This window comes from Candidatus Blochmannia ocreatus (genome assembly GCF_023585745.1).
GTDB classification, from domain to species: Bacteria; Pseudomonadota; Gammaproteobacteria; order Enterobacterales; family Enterobacteriaceae; genus Blochmanniella; species Blochmanniella ocreatus.
The window spans coordinates 345,448-364,898 of the sequence record NZ_CP097762.1 but is presented as its reverse complement, the minus strand read 5'-3'; the positions used below and the strand labels follow the sequence as shown (position 1 = coordinate 364,898).

Sequence of the window (19,451 nt, the reverse complement as noted above, 5' to 3'; positions counted from 1 at the left end):
TTATACTATGTCTAACATATAAATATTATTACTATTTATAAAAATGTAAATATTTTATTTATTGTGGGGCAAAATTTAATATTGTGTTTTCAAAAGCTTTATAAATATTTATATTTAGAGGTTGCGGAATTTTTGCTGATTTTACAGCTATTATTGCTGCTTGACATAGCTCAGGATCTCCTGATATAGAGGAGACTGATAGTATTGCGCCATCAGGTGCGAATTTTATTCGTATAGTACATTGTTTTCCCGAGTAACTAGAAGCATTATAAAATTTATTCTGTATTGATTTGCTAATGATTTTTTTATACGCATTAATTTCGTCATTGTTAATAGCATTATTTTTAGCAGGGATTTTGATATCATTGATGAATGTATTTAATAAATTATCTAATTCGTTAGAATTGTTACGCGTATTTTTTTGACCGATATTGTCAGTTGTTATATTTTTTTGTTTTACGTTATTTTTTAGTGCATGTTTTTTTTGAGTAGTAGTGTCGCTGTGATCTGTATTTTTTTGTGTGACTGAGGATGGTTTTTGTTGTGGTGTATCTGTGAGTTTGAATCGATTGGGTTGGTTTAATAACAGAACATTATTATTTTCTGTTAATATTTTTTTTGGTTCGTCATTGATTAATGTATTGTACATTGAGTGTTTTTCGTTATTAATTTTGTTGTCTGTATCGTATTTTTTTTTTTCTGCGATTATGCGTGTATATAAGAAGATACATATAATCATATGTATAATGATGGATGCTATCATAGAGTATATAAATTTGGTTTTGTATGATGGATAAAAAAATTTTTTTGTCATTTTTAAGTTTTTCAGAAATATTATTAATGAGACGGATTAGTTAATATTCCAACGGAATGGATACCATTTATTTGTAATAAATTTAATATTACAACAATTTCATTATATGTTGTGGTTCTTGATGCAGCTATCAAACATAGCGTATTTGCAGTTTTGTTAGAATGTATTTGACTATTTATTTCTGATGATAGTTGTGTTAGAGGCATTGGTCCTATTTTTGTATTATCAAGAACCAAATTGTATAGTCCCTTGTTTAAAATTTCAATGGTAATTGTAATTTTTTCATTTTTTATAAAATTTTTTGTTATATCGCTGTTAGGAAGATTAACTTCAAATTTTTGTATTAATTTTATCGGTATTGTCATAAAAATAATTAGTAATACTAGTAATATATCTAATAGCGGCACAATATTGATTTCTGATTTAATTTTATTTCTGATATTTTGTTTCCGCATGTATATATTCCTGATTTTGGGTAATTTTAGTATTGAAAAAAAATTGATGATATAACATTGTAATGAATTCCTGTATAAAATTGTCGTAGTTTTGTTCTAAATTATTAATTTTTGTCGTCAAGTAATTAAATGCCATTACTGCTGGAATAGCTACGAATAAACCTATAGCGGTAGAAATTAATGCTTCTGAAATTCCTGGTGCAATAATTTGTATATGAACTATTTGATTAGATGTGTTGTTTGATATTGAGCCTAGTTCAATAAAAATATGCATAATTCCTAATATAGTTCCAAATAATCCAAAATATGGACTTATAGAACCAATGGTTCCAATTAATGGAATATTATTTTCTAATGTTTTTAGTTCTATATTTACTGTAGTGCGCATAGTGTCTAAAGTTCTAGTCATTATTACTTCAGGTGAGCATATTTTCATTGGGTATAGTGTAGAAAATTCTTTAAAACCTGTATAGAAAATATGTTCTATTCCATTTAATGTATTTTGATGAGTTATAGTGGTCTGGTACAGACTAGATAAATTAATTTCGGACCAAAATTTTTTTCTAAATATTTTTGATTTTTTTTCTGCTATTTTAATTATAAAAATACGATGAAAAATGATGCTCCAAGAGAGTATAGAAAATATGATAAGTATCAAAATGCTGATTTGTACTAGGATATTAGTTTTTAAAAATAAATTAAAGATATTCATATTATTAATTAATTAAAGTATTGAGTGATCAGTATGTAATGCGTGATTGTTGTAGAAATTTATAGTTGCAACAAATATTGGTGTTAATTTAATGCAATTATCTGTAATAATTAGAGTGTTTATTTTGATAACAAACATATTGACTTAACATAAACATAATGTTTAATTAAAATTAATTTTTAAATACATTTTTATGAAAACTCAACCATATAACTATGTATATGGTTGAGTTTATTTTATATGTATAATATTTTTATGATTTCATTATAGTGTTTTTTATATATTGGCCAATATTAACAAAATTTTTTACTACATGTACTTTTGATTCTGATAAAATAGCACATTTTTCTTGCACAGTACTTCCAAGTCCAGAGATAATAGCACCAGCATGCCCCATGCGTTTTCCTTTAGGAGCTGTAGATCCCGCTATATATGCTACTACTGGTTTTTTAATATATTGTCTAATATATTTTGCGGCGTTTTCTTCCGATCTACCTCCAATTTCACCAATCATTATTATTAATGATGTTTTAGGGTCTTTTTCAAAGAGTGTTAATATATCGATAAAATCAGACCCGAGTATTGGGTCTCCTCCTATTCCAACACATGTAGATTGACCTAATTTACAATCAGTTATTTGTTTTACTACTTCATATGTTAAAGTACCTGATCTAGAAATAATTCCTATAGTTCCCCGAGTATGTATATGATGTGGCATAATTCCAAGTTTACATTCTCCTGGAGTAATAATTCCTGGACAATTTGGTCCTATCATACATGTATTATGTTTTGTGAGTTGTTGTTTGATTATCAGCATGTCTAGTATTGGAATCCCTTCTGTTATACATACTATTAATTGAATGCCTGCATGAATTGCTTCTAAAATTGCGTCCTTGCACATAGGAGCAGGTACATAAATTATAGAAGTGGATGCATGCGTGTGATATAATGCTTCATTAACAGTATTAAATACTGGTAATCCAAGATGGGTGCTACCCCCTTTTCCTGGAGTTACTCCTCCTACTATTTGTGTTCCATAATTTAATGCTTGTTTTGAATGCAGAGTAGCTTTTTTACCTGTAAATCCTTGACAGATTATTTTTGTGTTTTTATCAATCAATATTGACATTTTTAAATTTCACCATTTTTATAACTTGTTGAATAGCATCTATTAAATTATTTGTGACATAAATATTTAGGTTACTATTGATTAATCTTTTTTTACCTAGTTCAGCGTTGTTGCCTTCTAATCTGAAAACAATAGGAATCATATTATTTTTAATAATGCATTTGTAGTATCTAGATAAAGTTGTGAGTACGCTGTCAGCTACTAGATCGCAACATATAATACCACCGAAGATATTTACCAGTATTGCTTTGACTTTGGAATCTGTTAAAACAGCGTGGAAAGCAGATATGATACTGTTTTTATTAGAGTTGCCTCCTATATCTAAAAAATTAGCAGGCGTTCCTCCCAATGATTTAATCATATCCATAGTAGCCATTGCTAATCCTGCTCCGTTTATCATACAACCAATGTTTCCTCCTGTTAAGGGAATGTAATTAAAGTCATTGACTTCCTGTTGAGTATGTATGTTGTCTTCTGTATATATTGAAAACAATTCTGGTTGTCTAAATATAGCATTTGGATCAATAGTAATTTTGGCATCTAAACATATGAAGTTATTTTCATTAGTAATAGCTAGTGGATTAATTTCTATTAATGTAAGTTCCTTTTCAAGAAACATTTGTGTTGCTTTAACTAAAATTTCTGCAAATTTATTGATTTTTTTGTCTGATAAACCAATTTTACATGCTAATATTCTGCCTTGATAAGGTTGTAACCCGGATATAGGGTTAATTTTTATTTTATAAATTAAATGAGGTGTTTTTTGACTAATCTGTTCAATATTAACGCCTCCTTGTTTGGAGATCATACAAGTTATTTGTGCTTTCTCTCTATCAATTAGTATACTTAAATATAATTCTTGTATAATTTCGATCGCTGGTTCTATTAATATGGATTGTACTAATTCGCCAGAATCGGCAGTTTGGTATGTTTTTAGTGTTTTACCAAGCCATTTATTAGTAAATGATAATATTTCTTTTTTAGAGTGCACTATTTGTACTCCTCCAGCTTTTCCTCGGCCTCCAGATTGGATTTGACATTTTAATACCCATGGTCCAGTAGAAATTTGGTTTGATAAAATATGATTTTTCACATCATCTATTGCAGAAAATCTGTAACCATTTGGAATGGGTAAATTATATTTTTTTAACAGTTTTTTTGCTTGGTACTCATATAAATTCATAATATACGACCGTATTTATTGTGATTTTATCATGTGATATTTATTTGGTGTTATATTAAATTTTTAATAATAAACGTATTGGATCTTCTAATAACTCTTTAATGTATACTAAAAATCTTACTGAATCTTTTCCATCTATTAATCTGTGATCATATGATAACGCCAAATACATCATGGGTAACACTACTACTTGTCCGTTTGATGATACGGGTCTATCTTTGATCGCATGCATTCCAAGAATAGCACTTTGGGGTGGATTAATAATAGGAGTAGATATTAATGATCCAAAAACTCCTCCGTTAGTAATAGTAAAATTACCTCCACTTAACTCTTCGAGTGTTAACTTGCCATTTCTTCCTTTTTCTGCTAAAGATTTTATATCTTTTTCAATATCTGCGATACTTAGTGTATCTACGTTTCTTAATACTGGTGTTATTAATCCTCTAGGGGTAGAAACTGCAATATTTATATCAAAATAATTATAGTATACTATTTCTTCTCCATCTATGGAGGCATTAATTTCAGGAAAATTCCGTAAACCTTCTAATACTGCTTTCACATAAAAAGACATAAATCCTAGTTTAATCCCATAATTTTTTTGAAATAGTTCTTTATATTTATTTTTGATAGTTATTATAGGTTGCATGTTAACTTCATTAAATGTGGTTAACATGGCTGTATTATTAGTGACAGCGACAAGTCGTTCTGCAATTTTTTGTCGTAATCGGTTCATTGTGACTCGTGTAGTAGTACGATTATCGCAAGATTTTTGTATTTTTGTATTAGTTTGTATGTTTTCAAATGTTTTTTGAGTGCTTTCTTGTAGAGTTTGTTTAGGGGGGATGATATGTGCTTCTACATCTTTATGTGTTATGCGTCCTTTTGTGCCGCTACCTTGAATATTTATGTTTTTTAAGTCATGTTCCGCTATTAATTTGCGAACAGATGGGGAACAAACATTATGAAATTCATTATCTTGATTAGTAGTAAAGATATTTTTAGATGCAATTGACATGAAAGATGCTTGTTGATGTTTTGATATGGTGTGTGCATTATCTTTTTCAGCAGGAATATCATAGGTTAGTTCTATTTTTCCTAAAATTTGTCCAGATATTACTATAGATCCCTCTGGAGCTAAAATAGATATTAGCACTCCTGTATTAGGAGCAGGCACTTCTAACATTATTTTATCTGTTTCTATTTCTAGCAAGATATCATCTTGTTGAATATTATCTCCTGATTTTTTATGCCAAACAGCTACAGTAGCATCTGTAACTGATTCTGGTAAATTTGGTACTAAAATATCTACACTACTACTCATATTATATCCTTTCGTGTAAAGAATTAATTTGTATGCAATGCATCATTAATTAATTTTTTTTGTTGTGTTTGATGTGTTGATAAATATCCTGTTGCAGGGGCAGCCGCATCAGGACGTCCTATATATTTTAATGTAATATTTGAGGGCATTATGTTCTGTATATGGTTCTGCATATAATACCAAGCGCCTTGATTTTTTGGTTCTTCTTGACACCAGACGAAATCTTCTGTATGCGCATAATAGGAATTCAGAATGGTTTCTAAATGCAATTGTGGAAATGGATACAGTTGTTCAATACGAATAATGGCTATATCATGTTGTTGATTTTTACGACGTTGCTCCAGTAGGTCATAAAATACTTTTCCAGAACATATAATGACACGGTTAGTTTTATTTATCAGTATATTTTTATCTATTTCACCAAATATAGTTTGGAATGATCCATGGGATAAGTTTTCTAATGACGTATTAACCATAGGATGTCTGAGCAAAGATTTTGGAGAGATAATAATTAGAGGTTTTTTAATCGCGCATGTTCCTTGATAGCGTAATTTATGATAAATTTGACCTGGTGTTGAAGGTATACAGATTTGCATATTGTTTTCAGAACACAACTGTAGATACCTTTCTATACGTGCTGAGGAATGTTCTGGTCCTTGGCCTTCATATCCGTGCGGTAAGAGCATTACTAAACCACATAATTGTCCCCATTTTTGTTCACTAGCACTAATAAATTGATCAATAACAACTTGCGCTCCATTAGAGAAGTCTCCGAATTGTGCTTCCCAAATTATTAGCATGTTTTTTGCTGTATTAGCGTATCCGTATTCGAAGGCTAACGCTGCTTCTTCAGATAACACGGAATCCCATATAAAAAAATGTCCTTGTTTATTATGCGCTAAAGGTTTGCCTCTATGTTCTAGGGGAATATATTTTTCACCACTATTTTGATCATATATTATAGCATGTCTATGAAAAAAAGTACCCCGGGCAACATCTTCTCCAGATAAACGAATAGAAATTCCTTGATCTAACAGTGTTGCGTATGCTAGGATTTCTGCGGCTCCCCAATCGAATAGTTTTTTGCCTTTTGCCATTTCTGTTCTATCAAAAAAAATTTTTTTTACCCTGGAATGCATGTTAATTTCTGCCGGAATATTACTGATATGGTAAGCTAAATTTTTTAAATATTGTTGAGTTATGTGTTTAGATGGTTTTATATCTTCGTTATTTATTAAGTTATTTGTATTTAATGTAGTATTCGTGCGAATTGGTTGCCATTTTTGCAATACGCATTGTTTTTTTTCTAGTATTTCTCGGTATGATTTTATTAATTTAATATTGTCGTCTTGATTAATTATTTTTTGCTTTTTTAAAGCATTGGAATATATATTAATTAATGTCGGGTGGTTTCGAATTTTTTTATACATTATAGGTTGAGTGACGCTGGGTTCGTCTGCTTCATTATGTCCATGTCTGCGATAACATATTAGATCAATTACTACGTCATGTTTAAACTCATTTCGAAAATTTAATGCAATACGCGTAATGTATATTACTGATTCTATATCATCTGCATTTACATGAAATATAGGGGCTTGTATCATTTTTGCTATATCAGTACAATGTTGTGTAGAGCGCATATCCCGTATGTTTGAGGTAGTAAAACCGATTTGATTATTAATAATAATATGTACTGTACCCCCGACACTGTATGCTCGGGTTTTAGATAAATTAAAAGTTTCTTGTACTATTCCTTGAGCACTAATAGCGGCATCTCCATGAATTAAGATTGGAAGGATTGTATTGTTGGTTGTTATATCGCAGTGATAAATTTTTGATTGTATAGATAGTTGGTCAATACGTGCTCGGACGGTACCCATTACTACTGGATTTACAATTTCAAGATGTGATGGGTTACATAATAAAGATAAATGTACAGTGTTACCATTTAATGTAACATCTGAATAGAATCCTTGATGGTATTTTACATCACCACTTTTATTACTTATTTTATTTGCATTAGAAAATTCATTGAACAAGTTCTTAGGGTTTTTTCCTAAAATGTTAATTAATACATTTAAACGACCTCTATGTGCCATGCCTATAAATATTTCTGTAATTCCATGATGATGAACTGAATGACGTATTGTTTCTTTCAACATAGGAATTAAAGCATCGCCTCCTTCTAATGAAAATCTTTTTACTCCTGGAAATTTAGTTCCCAGGTAACGTTCCAGGCCTTCTGCTGCGGCTATTTCTTTAAGAAATTGTTTTTTTTCTTCATCGTTAAAATTTAAGTCTGTTGTAGAGGATTCTAATTTTTTTTGAAGCCACAAAATTATTTTTGGATTGATTATATGCATATATTCAATACCTATTGATCCGCAGTAAATTTTTTTAAGCAACGAGTATACTTCCATAATGTTCATTGATTTTTTATTTAAACCAAATGGTGTCATGTCAATATTGTTCTTGAAATTTTTTGAAGAGAAATTATAGTTTTCTAATTCTAGAAGAGGATTATGTGTTGTTTTGTTTTGTAAATTTAAAGGATCTAATATTGCATATTGATATCCATACGTTCTAAAGGCATTGATTAATTGTGATAGTTGTATATAGGTAGTATTGTTAAATATATCGGATGTTATAGAAGTCTGGTTAGGTGTATTAGTGATAGCGTCATGTTTTGACGAGAGATATGTTGTATTGTTTAAATGCTTTGCATTTTTTTTGTCGATTTTTTTGTCAAGAGATAAATACTGAAAAATTTTTATCCAACTGGGATCTACAGAATTGGGATTTTGCAGAAAAATTTTGTATATTTCTTCTATATAAAGTTGGTTGTTTTTTGATAGACATGAAGAATTTGACCAGTTTTGTAATGTGATGTTATGCATGACAAGATCCTTGTTTTTATTTTTAAATATTTTAAGTAATAGTTACGATGAAATACAGGTTGTATTTTAAAAAAAATTGAAGATTTTGTGTATATTTTTATAAAATATAATGAGTGTGTGTTAATAGGATAATATACTTATATGTTTTGTGATTATGATGATTTTTTTTTGTTGTTTATACGCATAGCATTTTTTGCTATCATACGTTTTATATGACCTATAGCTTTAGCAGGGTTTAATTTTTTAGGACATACATTAATGCAGTTCATAATGTTGTGGCAGCGAAATACACTGAAAGAATCATTAAAAGATTCTAATCTTTTTTGATAATTAGTATCACGACTATCCATTAAAAAACGGTATAAAGTTAATAAGCCAGCAGGCCCAATAAATTTGCTTGGATGCCACCATACAGAAGGACAAGCGCTAGAGCAACATGCACATAATATACATTCATAAGATCCATCTAGTTTGGATCGTTCTTCCGGAGATTGTAAATTTTCATGTGATGATTGGTTATGGTGGAAATTTATTAAGAATGGTTGTACTTTTTCATATTGTTCATAAAATTGGCGCATATCTACTACTAAATCTCGAATAACTGGAAATCCGGTTAATGGTCGAATTATAATAGGTTTTGGATAATTTTCTTTATATAGTTTTATTAAAGAGGTAGTGCATGCTAGTTTATTAATTCCGTTTATGTTCATGCCATCAGAACCACATACTCCTTCTCTGCAAGAACGACGAAAAGTTAAAGTAGGATCTTGTGTTTTTAATTTTATTAGTGCATCTAATACGGTAAAATTATGTGTTTTTGTGAAATCAAGTGTGTAATTCTGCATGTAGTAATTATTGTTAATTTCTGGGTGAAAACGATAAACAGATAATTTAATGTGCATTTTTTAAAATTCCGTGGTTTTTTAATATATACGAGTTTTTGGAGGAAAGGATGCTCGAAATTTGGGTTGCATATTTACCGATCGGCGAATCATAATATCATCTTTAGGTAAATATAAAGTGTGACATAACCAATTTTTATCGTCTCGCATAGGAAAATCATAGCGACTATGCGCGCCTCTGCTTTCAGTTCTAAATATAGCAGACATAGCGGTAGCGTAGGCAGTTTCTAAAAGATTATCGATTTCTAGACATTCAACGCGTTGAGTGTTGAATGCATAAGATTTATCTGCTAGACTGGCTTGGTCGAGTCTGTTTCTTATATCTTTTAGTTCTTTTAATCCATTAAGCATTTTATTTTTTTCTCTGAATACTGAGAAGTTTTTTTGCATACATTTTTGTAAGTCTTGACGTATTTTGACTGGATTTTCTTTTTCATTTAATTTTATTGTATTCCAACGGATATATCGAGTTAATGCAATTTCTATATCAGAATTAGTAGGATTACATCTTGGGTATTCTTCTTCAGATAAATATTTTTGTATATGTTGCCCTGCAGCTCGACCGAATACTATTAAATCTAATAAGGAGTTACCTCCGAGACGATTAGCACCGTGCACTGATATGCACGCAGTTTCTCCGACCGCAAATAAACCTGGCACTATTTTTTCTTCATTTTTATCATTTATTGTTAGCACTTCTCCGTGTATTGTTGCTGGAATACCTCCCATCATATAATGACAAGTAGGAAAAACTGGAATTAATTCTTTTATAGGATTTATGTGTGCAAAAGTATTTACTAATTCTAGTATTCCAGGCAATCGCAGTGCTAATAATTTTTTTCCTAAATGGTTTATTTTTAATTTAACATGAGGGCCGTATGCATCTGAATAACCGCGACCTTCTTGTATTTCTAACATAATTGCGCGTGCCACTACATCTCTGCCAGCTAGATCTTTTGCGTTAGGTGCGTATCGTTCCATGAATCTTTCTCCTAGGGAGTTGATAAGATACCCTCCTTCTCCACGACATCCTTCGCTTACTAAAATTCCAACACCAGCTATCCCAGTGGGATGAAATTGCCACATTTCCATATCTTGCACCGGGATTCCTGCACGTATTACCATGCCGATACCGTCACCGGTATTTATATGAGCATTAGTAGTAGATTTATAAATACGTCCACCTCCACCGGTTGCTAAAATTGTTGCACGAGCTTTAAAATATATTAATTCTCCAGTTTCTATAGAAAATGCGGTGCAACCTAATATTCTACCGTCTTGATTTTTTACTAAATCTAATGCATACCATTCTGAAAATATAGTAGTTTTATTTTTTAAATTTTGTTGATATAACGTGTGTAATAATGCGTGGCCGGTTCTATCAGCAGCAGCGGCGGTGCGTGCGGCTTGTGATTTTCCATAGTATACAGTTTGTCCCCCAAATGGGCGCTGGTAAATTCGGCCATCTTTACACCGAGAAAATGGTAATCCCATATGTTCTAAATCTATCACTGCTTTAGGTCCATTTTTGCACATATATTCTATTGCGTTTTGATCGCCGATATAATCGGATCCTTTTACAGTATCATACATATGCCATTGCCAATTATCTTCATGTTTATTGCCTAAGGCTACTGTTATGCCTCCTTGGGCTGATACTGTATGAGAACGGGTTGGGAAGACTTTAGATATTAAGGCGCAAGAAAAACCCATTTTAGAGATCTGTAATGCAACTTGCATTCCGGAGCCACCAGCACCTATGACTATAGAAAAAAATTCTTTAATTGGTAAGTTGTGCATTTATATGCTCCAAATTATAATTATTCCATATAATAGGTATATAAATAATATAGAATTTATTGTCCATATTCCTAATAATTTTAATACAGATAATTTTATATAATCTTCTAGTATATGATGGACGCCTATTCCAGCATGAGTTAATATGGCTATTAGAGTAATAATACTGATGATTTTATTAGTATTTGTATTAAAAAAATCATACCAGTCATCATAAGATGGTGTGGCATTGCTGAATACTATAAAAAATAATAAATATAAAATGTATCCTAATGTTAATATCGCAGAAAATCTTACTATTAACCATTCATATACTCCGTGGTATTTAAAGAATATTTTTATGGATGCCATATTAAAAATCCGATTATTATTGATATTAAAATAGTTAGTATGAATATGATTTTTGCACTTATTATTCCGGTAAATAATGTTTGATGTAAATATCCAAAATCTATTAAAATTTGACGTATCCCTGCAAATATATGATATATCAATGTAATTATTACACTGTAAATAAAAGTTCTTAAGATAAAAAAATTTTCTAAAAAAATTTTTTGTATTTTATAAAAATTATCTTGAGACGATAAGGATAATTGTAATAACCATAAGATTGGTCCAATAGCTATAAATAATAAGAATCCAGATATTCTGTGAAAAATGGAAGCTATAGCTGATATGGGAAGCTGTGTTATGTTTAAATTTAAATGTATTGGCCTACTCGTATTATGATCTTTGTTCATCATATAATATTTTTATGTTTTTAAATAAATTTCGTATTATATATTTTAAAGATATATATATGTATTTTGGCACATGTTATTTAAGGCGTTTAAATTGTTGAAACGAATTACTAATGATATTCGATATATTGTATATTATTAACAATATAATAATATCATAAAATTAGAATGTAGACTTAATTATTTTGAGTATTTTAAATAGAATTTATAGTGCTTTAAAAATATTTAGATACTAGTTTTTCATGAAAATTTTAAAAATTAAATTTTGTATCAAATGTAATATTTATTAAGTGATAAATATTATGAAAAAAATTGATATTTAAATAAATTCAATTTTTTAGTGCAATAAAGAGTATAAATCTCATAATATAGAAATTATATTTTTTATGTTTAAATTTTTTTATTTGACTAGAAGATTTATGTTTAATTTAATTTTATTTATTTAAAATAATTTATTTTCTTAACAAGACAGTATCATACTGTTTAATATTAATAGTTAATGCATACCATCGCATATATCGCATTAGTAATAAAAATATTTATTTGCATAAATTTTTAATTTTTTTGTAATGAATTACAGTTTAATTGTATAAATGTTTATTTATGGTCAAGATATCATCTTGATTTAACTCATAAATGTAAAATGTATTGATCATAGTAGCATGCAAATAGTATTCATCAAAGTTAAATGCTATAATTATTATAGTTTTTAAATATATGGAAGTTTATTATTTGCATATTTTAACGTAGTTAAGAGTAGCTTACTATATATTGTATAAGTTCTATGATTTCTGTTGCAATTTTTTTATGAGAAGAATCTATAAAGTTTTCACAATAAATTTTATATACTGGTTCAGTGCCTGATAGTCTGCAAGCTATCCAACCATTTAGTGATAATTTTTTATTACATCCATAGGGATATTTGGATGCGATGAGTTCAGATTTATTATATTTATAATAGAGTCATTTGTTAATTTAATTATATTAGATTTTTTAAATATAGCTTGGGTAATACGAGATTTTTGGGAATGGTCAATTGATATTTAAGTTATATTATAGCTACTAAACATATTAAAATTTTTAATTATTTGTTTGTAATATTCATTTAACGATTGATTATTAATAGCAATGATTTCTGTTACTTATAAATATATAATACGCCCGTTTTTATCAGTGCCCCATAAAGAACAATTTAAATCCAAAAAGATGCCCAGCGTTTTCCTCACCTAAGAAACCTAATTTACTATTAAATAAAACCCTGTAGAAAACTATTTGAATCCCGATGGGATTTCTCATAGTGTATAATGAAAATAACGTGATGCGCGATGTATCGCAGAGCTAGTAACATAAGTGGTTTCCATAGCTAATGTGTTACTATGCCATAGTATGCGGTTTTTGAAAAAATAATACATGGCAGTAATAAGGTAATGATGGGGTTTCACAAAACCTGCGGGAGTGATAATACGATATTTATCGCAATCTGGATCGTTAACTAAAAATGAATTAAATTTATTATTGTATGATAATACTCCAGTAATTACTATTTTAGAGGCGTAATCTATTCGAATACAACCATTGTGATCAATATGAATAAACTTGAAAAGTTTTATCGATTTTATCACTGATTAAATTTAGATCTAATTTAAAATATTGATCTATATTTTGCCAGTATTCTATACCAGATCCACTCAAAGGATGCACCTCTAGTTTTAAACCAGCGCCTTGTGTAGATTGCATATTAATAATTTTTGATAGTTTAACAATATAACCTAAAACACAAGTCTTGGGTATGTATATAGCCAGTTCTTCGCGTGTTATTTAATGTTATACGTTTCACAGTGCTTAGTTTTTCATTAAAAATTTATTGGAAATTTGTTCAATATCGTGCGTTATAGCTGGAGAAACTAGCCATCCAGATATTGTGTTGTATTTAATTCCATCATAATCTGGTGGATTATGCGATGATGTAATAATAATACCGTTAGCTTTTTGTGTGGTTGTGATAATGAGTTTTATTATATTGAGTGATAGCATGTGATACAATTGGTGTTGGTGTATAGCCGTAATTATTTTGTATAATAACATTGATAGAATTTGCAGTTAGCACCTCAAGTACAGATATAAAAGCTGATTCGGATAAGGAATATGCATACATCTTTTCCAATATAATATGGTCCATTGATACCTTGTTGTGTACGTATTTTTACGATTGATTTGGCTAATTGTTAATATATGGGCTTTATTAAAACTATACCACTGAGAGCTATTTCTATGATCTGATGTCCCAAATCGTACTTTGTGTGATGTGTTGTCTGGTTCAGGAGATAATATATAGTATTGAGTCATCAATTTGGCATGAATAGTGTTATTGTGTGGAGATTTTCGTTCTCTGGAAAAGGGGTTGCTTTTATATATATATTGGTTTAAATGTATTAAATAATAGTAAATAGTATTATATTTTACTAAAATATATGGTATATCATAATTAAAAATCTTGTATAGATTAGATAGATAAAATGATCATATTTTAATAATAGATAATGATGCAGCTTAATTATAGAGTGCGAATACCTACATCTATATCGCAAGGTAACCCCATAGTGATGATTCATGGATTATTTGGAGATCTAAGCAATCTAAATATAATTGCCGAAAATTTAGCACAATTATATTATGTTGTGCAAATTGATATGCGTAATCATGGGCGTTCCCCGCATGAGTGGAGTATGAGTTATTCTGTGATGGTTGAAGATGTTATAAAATTATTAGATAAATTGTCAATTAGGAAGTGTATAGTAATTGGTTTTTCTATGGGCGGAAAAGTTGCGATGCAATTATCACTTCTAGCGCCTTGTCGCGTTAGTAGGATTATTATTATTGATATCGCCCCCATTAAATATGATAATCATATGCATGATGATATTTTTCATGCGATTGAATGTGTCAATATATCTGGAGTAATTAGTAGAATTGATGCACAGCATATCATGCAAAAAGAGCTGTATGATTTACATATGGTTTTATTTTTATTAAAATATTTTTGTCAGGGATTTTGGCGGTTTAATTTTCTTTCTATCAGAGATAATTATCACTATATTAGTGACTGGGATATACATCAGTTGTGGCGAGGTCCTGCTTTATTTATTAAGGGTGCATTATCTACATATATTAAAGATTGCGATATAAAATATATTTATCGTCAGTTTCCTAAAGCGCAAATTTGTACTGTACCTAACGCAAAGCATTGGGTGCATCGAGATAATCCGAGTTATTTATTAGATAAAATAAATAAATTTATTATAAGTTAGTTTTAATAACATTATATATCATAATGTTTTTCGTTTTCGTTATTTTAAATTGTTCTTTTAGATTTTTTTTAGATGGTTCGTAAATACATATTATGTTATGATGTGTAGGTCAATAATGTTTTTTAATAAGACATATATCTATATTTAGATAGGATTATTAGTAAAATATGTGTTAATAATATATTATGGGTTGGAAATTATGAGAAAATCATTGGTAGGTATTTTTTTTAGTAGTGATACAGGTAATACTGAAAAATTAGCTAATATGATTCGTATGCAGTTAGGATCTGATATTGCGGATATTTTTGATATTTCCGTTAGTTCTAAAGAAGATATAGAAAATTATGACAAATTATTATTTGGCATACCTACTTGGTATTATGGTGACCCCCAGTGTGATTGGGATGATTTTTTGCCTGTATTAAAAAGTATTAATTTTTCTGGTAAGAAAGTTGCAATTTTTGGATGTGGAGATCAAGAAGATTATTCAGAATATTTTTGTGATGCTATGAGAATATTATATAATATTATTTCAAAAAATGGCGCTGTTGTGGTAGGATTATGGCCGGTATTTGGATATAATTTTGATGGGTCTAAAAGTTTGATTGATTCAGATAAATTTGTTGGATTAGCGATTGATGAAGATCGTCAACCTGAAATGACGGAAATTCGTGTGAAAAAATGGGTTAATCAGATTTGTTATGAAATGAATATTAATTCAGTGCAGACAAAATAGATACATTTATGAATTTAGTGTAATTAATAAATATTTATTTTAAGGTAAAAACGGTTTTTTTGTATTTTTAGGTTTAATAAAAATTAAATCAAATGAAATATATTTATTTGTATTATTTTCTTAAAGATAGCAAGTATTATTTGAATTATTATAGTCAGTGTATATAGTATATAAATTTTGTTGTAATAGTTTCTTATAGTTTTGGTGTTTTTAATGTTACAATTCTACTAAATATTATAGTAGGTGTTATAGTTTTAGTGTTTTTTTGGGATTTTTCTACAGTAAAATAGCCTTCTCGTTCAATTTGACATAGATTAATTAATTTTTTATCAGATAGCAACTCTTCGTTGTTTTCTGAGAAACCTTTATAAGTTATTATGGAATTCGGATTAACGTGATGTAAAAAGTCTTTAACTGTAGATAAATTAGAATGAAGAAATAGATTATTGTAGAATCGAAACTCTGTGTTTATATATTTATATGCGGAGACCCATTGAATTACGCCAGTTATTTTTCTCCCATCTTTAGGGTGTTTATTTAAAGTAGACGGATCATAACTACAGTAAATGCAAATTAAATTACCAAAAGTATCTTTTTCAAGATATTCTGCTTTTATTATATAAGAATGTCTTAATCTTATTTCTTTTCCTATAGTTAATTTGTGGAGTGTAGTGTGTAGTGCAGTCTCAGAAAAATCATTTTTATTTATAAAAATTTCTTTACTGAAAATTACAATTCGTGTCCCCATATCTGGGGAGTTTGGGTGATTCGGAACTCGAATATTTTCTGTATGTTCTTGTGGCAAATTAGTGATAATAATTTTTATTGGATTTATTACAGCCATAATTCTTGGTGCGCTTTTATTTAAATAGGAACGAATACATGCTTCTAAAAATGATAATTTTATTAGACTGTCTTGTTTGCTAATACCAATTCTATAACAAAATTCTTTGATTGATTCTGCTGTATATCCGCGTCGTCTTAATCCAGAAATAGTTGGCATTCTTGGATCATCCCATCCTTCGACTATATTATTTTTAATTAAAATATTAAGTTTACGTTTAGATGTAATTGTATATGCTAAATTTAATCGAGAAAATTCATATTGAGCAGGATGAGTAGTGGTAATATCAATATTATTTAATATCCAATTATATAAAGTACGGTTTTCTTGAAATTCTAAGGTACATAAAGAATGAGTGATTCCTTCTATTGCGTCTGCAATACAATGGCTAAAGTCATATGTTGGGTATATACACCAACTATTTCCAATACGATAGTGAGTAGCATATTTAATTCGATATAGAACTGGATCGCGCATTACTATAGAATGAGAGGACATATCAATTTTAGCTCGTAAACACGCTGAACCTTCTGTAAACCCGCCATCTCGCATTTTAGAAAATTGGAATAAATTTTCTTTAATACTCCTAGAACGATATGGACTATTTTTTCCAGATTTTTTTAATGTACCACGGTATTTTTTAATATCATCCATTGATAATTCATCTACGTATGCTAATCCTTTATTAATTAGTTTAATAGCATAGTTATACAGTTCTTCAATATAATCTGTAGTATAGTGTATGTTTCCATCCCACATAAATCCTAACCATTTAATATCATTTTTAATAGATTCACGATATTCTATACGTCCTGTTTCTGGATTAGTATCATCAAATCGTAAATTACATTTACCATTGTAATATTGTGCTATGCCAAAATTTAAACAAATAGCCTTAGCATGTCCAATATGCAAGTACCCATTTGGTTCTGGAGGAAATCGTGTATGTACCTGTTTGATTTTTTTTGATTGCAAATCTTTGTAAATAATATTATAGATGAAGTTGAATTGAAAATTCTTAAGAACTTTCATATACATATCCTTTATATTTATTAGTGTAGTTAAATATACAACTAATATTAATGTAAGAAATTCTTTATATATGTTTTAATAAGTTTTATTGCAAATTTGTTTTAAAAAGTTACTGATATTAAAAATTTTAACATTCAAGTGTGTTAATACAGTTATATTTTTGTGTAAAAAAAAATAAAAATATTTTTGTATTGTAGTACACAATATCAAATAATTTTAATTATTAAAATTGTTTAATGATAAAGTGATGTTTTTGTAAAAATATTAGTATATGAAAATTTATTTTCATAATATTTGGTATTATACAAATAATACATTATATTCATCTTATTTTAAGATGGTTATTTTTATTTTTTGTTAATAGTATTTAACGTGTGTATTGATGCCGTATATTACGTATAATTTTTTATTTTAATATTTATTAAAATAGTGGTATTTAAATATATATATTTTATATATAATTTTTTATTACAGTTTGTAATAATTAATTATGTTATTTGCGTTTAATTTTATTTAAGATAGAATGTTGCATAAAAAATCTTTGTTATTTAATAAAATATTTAGAGTAATAAGTTTAAATGTGTTGTAGTATTACAGGTTAATTATTTAAGTTTTGCTTAGTATGTAAAAATTTGTAATCCTATTAGATTATCAGGTTTTTGTATAAAATATGGATAATTTTTAATTTGAATAATGGTATTTAAGTATTTTCAAATTAAATAGTGTGTTTTAGTATTTATTGTTAGTTGAGTTAATTTGAAAACTAATGTTTCCTTTTAAATAAGGATTTAATATGAGAGCTATATTTTTAGATACTGCTGATCATGTTGCTCAATGGGTGGCACATTATGTAGTGCGTTGTATTAATGCTTTTCATCCAACTGTTGATAAGCCTTTTGTTTTAGGATTGCCTGCAGGCAAAACTCCAATTCAAATGTATGCAAATATTATAAAAATGTATAAATCTGATAAAGTAAGTTTTAAAGATGTAGTGATATTTACAATGGATGAATATTTGGGCTTATCTCGAGAAGATTTAAGAAGTTATTATAGTTTTATACATATGAATTTTGTTAATTATATTGATATTCCGAAACAAAACGTTTATGTATTAAATGGTACTACTAATGATATTGAATATGAATGTCAGGAATATGAAAATAAAATAAAATCTTATGGCGGTATTAATTTATTTATTGGTGGAGTTGGTAAAGACGGGCATGTTGCTTTTAATGAACCAGGTTCTTCTTTGAAGTCGCGCACTAGAGTAGAAAAATTGAGTCAGGACACTCGTTTATCAAATGCTAGATTTTTTAATAACAATTTAAATTTGGTACCGAAATTTGCATTGACTATTGGACTAGCTACATTATTGGAATCAAAAGAAATAGTGATTATAGCAACAGGTTTAAGTAAGGCAGCGGCAGTTCGTGCAGCTATTGAAGATGGTATTAATCATATGTGGACTATTAGTTGTTTACAATTACATCCAAAAGCGATATTAGTATGTGATGAATTATCAACCATGGAATTAAAGGTGAAAACAGTTAAATACTTTAGGGAATTGGAATAAGT

The 19,451-nt window shown here is 28.8% G+C and carries 20 protein-coding genes; 3 read left to right on the top strand and 17 right to left on the bottom strand.

Translation table 11 applies throughout. The annotated features are described in order from the left end of the window. Window positions 1–58: 58 nt before the first annotated feature. From tolA to M9405_RS01535, 16 genes are all read right to left on the bottom strand, one after another. Window positions 59–739 (bottom strand): cell envelope integrity protein TolA, encoded by a 681-nt coding sequence (gene tolA / locus M9405_RS01610; protein WP_250223528.1) that lies wholly within the window; start codon window positions 737–739, stop codon window positions 59–61. 98 nt (window positions 740–837) lie between these two features. Continuing rightward, complete coding sequence (locus M9405_RS01605; protein ID WP_250223527.1) at window positions 838–1,269, bottom strand: biopolymer transporter ExbD; 432 nt, start codon at window positions 1,267–1,269, stop codon at window positions 838–840. Continuing rightward, window positions 1,244–1,981 (bottom strand): protein TolQ, encoded by a 738-nt coding sequence (gene tolQ, locus M9405_RS01600; RefSeq protein WP_250223526.1) that lies wholly within the window; start codon window positions 1,979–1,981, stop codon window positions 1,244–1,246. Before tolQ ends, M9405_RS01605 begins: the two co-directional genes overlap by 26 nt. Window positions 1,982–2,234: 253 nt before the next feature. Next, window positions 2,235–3,110: a succinate--CoA ligase subunit alpha gene (gene sucD, locus M9405_RS01595; RefSeq protein ID WP_250223525.1), complete on the bottom strand. Its 876-nt coding sequence runs from the start codon at window positions 3,108–3,110 to the stop codon at window positions 2,235–2,237. Next, window positions 3,094–4,293, bottom strand: coding sequence for an ADP-forming succinate--CoA ligase subunit beta (sucC, locus tag M9405_RS01590; RefSeq protein WP_250223524.1), 1,200 nt, complete (start codon window positions 4,291–4,293; stop codon window positions 3,094–3,096). Before sucC ends, sucD begins: the two co-directional genes overlap by 17 nt. 55 nt (window positions 4,294–4,348) lie before the next feature. Continuing rightward, window positions 4,349–5,614, bottom strand: coding sequence for a 2-oxoglutarate dehydrogenase complex dihydrolipoyllysine-residue succinyltransferase (gene odhB, locus M9405_RS01585; protein WP_250223523.1), 1,266 nt, complete (start codon window positions 5,612–5,614; stop codon window positions 4,349–4,351). A gap of 23 nt (window positions 5,615–5,637) precedes the next feature. Next, window positions 5,638–8,514, bottom strand: a complete 2,877-nt coding sequence (locus M9405_RS01580) for a 2-oxoglutarate dehydrogenase E1 component (RefSeq protein ID WP_250223522.1) — start codon at window positions 8,512–8,514, stop codon at window positions 5,638–5,640. Between the two features lie 152 nt (window positions 8,515–8,666). Further along, a complete protein-coding gene (locus M9405_RS01575) occupies window positions 8,667–9,416 on the bottom strand; it encodes a succinate dehydrogenase iron-sulfur subunit (RefSeq protein ID WP_250223521.1) in 750 nt (249 codons plus the stop codon). Between the two features lie 21 nt (window positions 9,417–9,437). Further along, window positions 9,438–11,216, bottom strand: a complete 1,779-nt coding sequence (gene sdhA / locus M9405_RS01570; protein WP_250223520.1) for a succinate dehydrogenase flavoprotein subunit — start codon at window positions 11,214–11,216, stop codon at window positions 9,438–9,440. Next, window positions 11,217–11,567: a succinate dehydrogenase, hydrophobic membrane anchor protein gene (gene sdhD, locus M9405_RS01565; RefSeq protein ID WP_250223519.1), complete on the bottom strand. Its 351-nt coding sequence runs from the start codon at window positions 11,565–11,567 to the stop codon at window positions 11,217–11,219. Continuing rightward, a complete protein-coding gene (gene sdhC, locus M9405_RS01560; RefSeq protein ID WP_250223518.1) occupies window positions 11,555–11,959 on the bottom strand; it encodes a succinate dehydrogenase, cytochrome b556 subunit in 405 nt (134 codons plus the stop codon). The genes sdhD and sdhC overlap by 13 nt, the downstream gene beginning before the upstream one ends. Window positions 11,960–12,706: 747 nt before the next feature. After that, window positions 12,707–12,889, bottom strand: a complete 183-nt coding sequence (locus tag M9405_RS01555; protein ID WP_284345881.1) for a hypothetical protein — start codon at window positions 12,887–12,889, stop codon at window positions 12,707–12,709. 359 nt (window positions 12,890–13,248) lie between these two features. Continuing rightward, on the bottom strand, window positions 13,249–13,578 hold the full coding sequence (locus M9405_RS01550; RefSeq protein ID WP_250223517.1) for a hypothetical protein: 330 nt from the start codon (window positions 13,576–13,578) through the stop codon (window positions 13,249–13,251). After that, the gene (locus M9405_RS01545; RefSeq protein WP_250223516.1) at window positions 13,538–13,693 is read right to left on the bottom strand and encodes a hypothetical protein; all 156 of its coding nucleotides are present in this window, start codon (window positions 13,691–13,693) and stop codon (window positions 13,538–13,540) included. The genes M9405_RS01550 and M9405_RS01545 overlap by 41 nt, the downstream gene beginning before the upstream one ends. A 105-nt stretch (window positions 13,694–13,798) precedes the next feature. After that, complete coding sequence (locus M9405_RS01540) at window positions 13,799–14,041, bottom strand: hypothetical protein (RefSeq protein WP_337250212.1); 243 nt, start codon at window positions 14,039–14,041, stop codon at window positions 13,799–13,801. 15 nt (window positions 14,042–14,056) lie between these two features. Further along, window positions 14,057–14,302, bottom strand: a complete 246-nt coding sequence (locus tag M9405_RS01535) for a hypothetical protein (protein ID WP_250223514.1) — start codon at window positions 14,300–14,302, stop codon at window positions 14,057–14,059. A gap of 194 nt (window positions 14,303–14,496) precedes the next feature. Between M9405_RS01535 and M9405_RS01530 the strand changes: the two genes are divergently transcribed. Continuing rightward, window positions 14,497–15,264 carry an alpha/beta fold hydrolase gene (locus M9405_RS01530; protein WP_250223513.1) on the top strand — a complete coding sequence of 256 codons (768 nt, stop codon included), beginning with the start codon at window positions 14,497–14,499 and terminating at the stop codon, window positions 15,262–15,264. Window positions 15,265–15,463: 199 nt separating this feature from the next. Continuing rightward, complete coding sequence (gene fldA / locus M9405_RS01525) at window positions 15,464–16,000, top strand: flavodoxin FldA (RefSeq protein WP_250223512.1); 537 nt, start codon at window positions 15,464–15,466, stop codon at window positions 15,998–16,000. A 193-nt stretch (window positions 16,001–16,193) separates the two neighbouring features. Here fldA and glnS read toward each other — a convergent pair whose 3' ends face one another. After that, window positions 16,194–17,876 carry a glutamine--tRNA ligase gene (gene glnS, locus M9405_RS01520; RefSeq protein ID WP_250223511.1) on the bottom strand — a complete coding sequence of 561 codons (1,683 nt, stop codon included), beginning with the start codon at window positions 17,874–17,876 and terminating at the stop codon, window positions 16,194–16,196. A gap of 793 nt (window positions 17,877–18,669) precedes the next feature. Between glnS and nagB the strand changes: the two genes are divergently transcribed. Further along, window positions 18,670–19,449 carry a glucosamine-6-phosphate deaminase gene (nagB, locus tag M9405_RS01515; protein ID WP_250223510.1) on the top strand — a complete coding sequence of 260 codons (780 nt, stop codon included), beginning with the start codon at window positions 18,670–18,672 and terminating at the stop codon, window positions 19,447–19,449. The last annotated feature ends 2 nt before the right edge of the window (window positions 19,450–19,451 follow it).

Bases quoted from the DNA above. Each gene is read 5' to 3' on its own strand.
- tolA (WP_250223528.1), bottom strand. From the start codon at position 739: ATGATTATATGTATCTTCTTATATACACGCATAATCGCAGAAAAAAAA.
- M9405_RS01605 (WP_250223527.1), bottom strand. From the start codon at position 1,269: ATGCGGAAACAAAATATCAGAAATAAAATTAAATCAGAAATCAATATT.
- tolQ (WP_250223526.1), bottom strand. From the start codon at position 1,981: ATGAATATCTTTAATTTATTTTTAAAAACTAATATCCTAGTACAAATC.
- sucD (WP_250223525.1), bottom strand. From the start codon at position 3,110: ATGTCAATATTGATTGATAAAAACACAAAAATAATCTGTCAAGGATTT.
- sucC (WP_250223524.1), bottom strand. From the start codon at position 4,293: ATGAATTTATATGAGTACCAAGCAAAAAAACTGTTAAAAAAATATAAT.
- odhB (WP_250223523.1), bottom strand. From the start codon at position 5,614: ATGAGTAGTAGTGTAGATATTTTAGTACCAAATTTACCAGAATCAGTT.
- M9405_RS01580 (WP_250223522.1), bottom strand. From the start codon at position 8,514: ATGCATAACATCACATTACAAAACTGGTCAAATTCTTCATGTCTATCA.
- M9405_RS01575 (WP_250223521.1), bottom strand. From the start codon at position 9,416: ATGCACATTAAATTATCTGTTTATCGTTTTCACCCAGAAATTAACAAT.
- sdhA (WP_250223520.1), bottom strand. From the start codon at position 11,216: ATGCACAACTTACCAATTAAAGAATTTTTTTCTATAGTCATAGGTGCT.
- sdhD (WP_250223519.1), bottom strand. From the start codon at position 11,567: ATGGCATCCATAAAAATATTCTTTAAATACCACGGAGTATATGAATGG.
- sdhC (WP_250223518.1), bottom strand. From the start codon at position 11,959: ATGATGAACAAAGATCATAATACGAGTAGGCCAATACATTTAAATTTA.
- M9405_RS01545 (WP_250223516.1), bottom strand. From the start codon at position 13,693: ATGCAATCTACACAAGGCGCTGGTTTAAAACTAGAGGTGCATCCTTTG.
- M9405_RS01540 (WP_337250212.1), bottom strand. From the start codon at position 14,041: ATGTTATTATACAAAATAATTACGGCTATACACCAACACCAATTGTAT.
- M9405_RS01535 (WP_250223514.1), bottom strand. From the start codon at position 14,302: ATGACTCAATACTATATATTATCTCCTGAACCAGACAACACATCACAC.
- M9405_RS01530 (WP_250223513.1), top strand. From the start codon at position 14,497: ATGATGCAGCTTAATTATAGAGTGCGAATACCTACATCTATATCGCAA.
- fldA (WP_250223512.1), top strand. From the start codon at position 15,464: ATGAGAAAATCATTGGTAGGTATTTTTTTTAGTAGTGATACAGGTAAT.
- glnS (WP_250223511.1), bottom strand. From the start codon at position 17,876: ATGAAAGTTCTTAAGAATTTTCAATTCAACTTCATCTATAATATTATT.
- nagB (WP_250223510.1), top strand. From the start codon at position 18,670: ATGAGAGCTATATTTTTAGATACTGCTGATCATGTTGCTCAATGGGTG.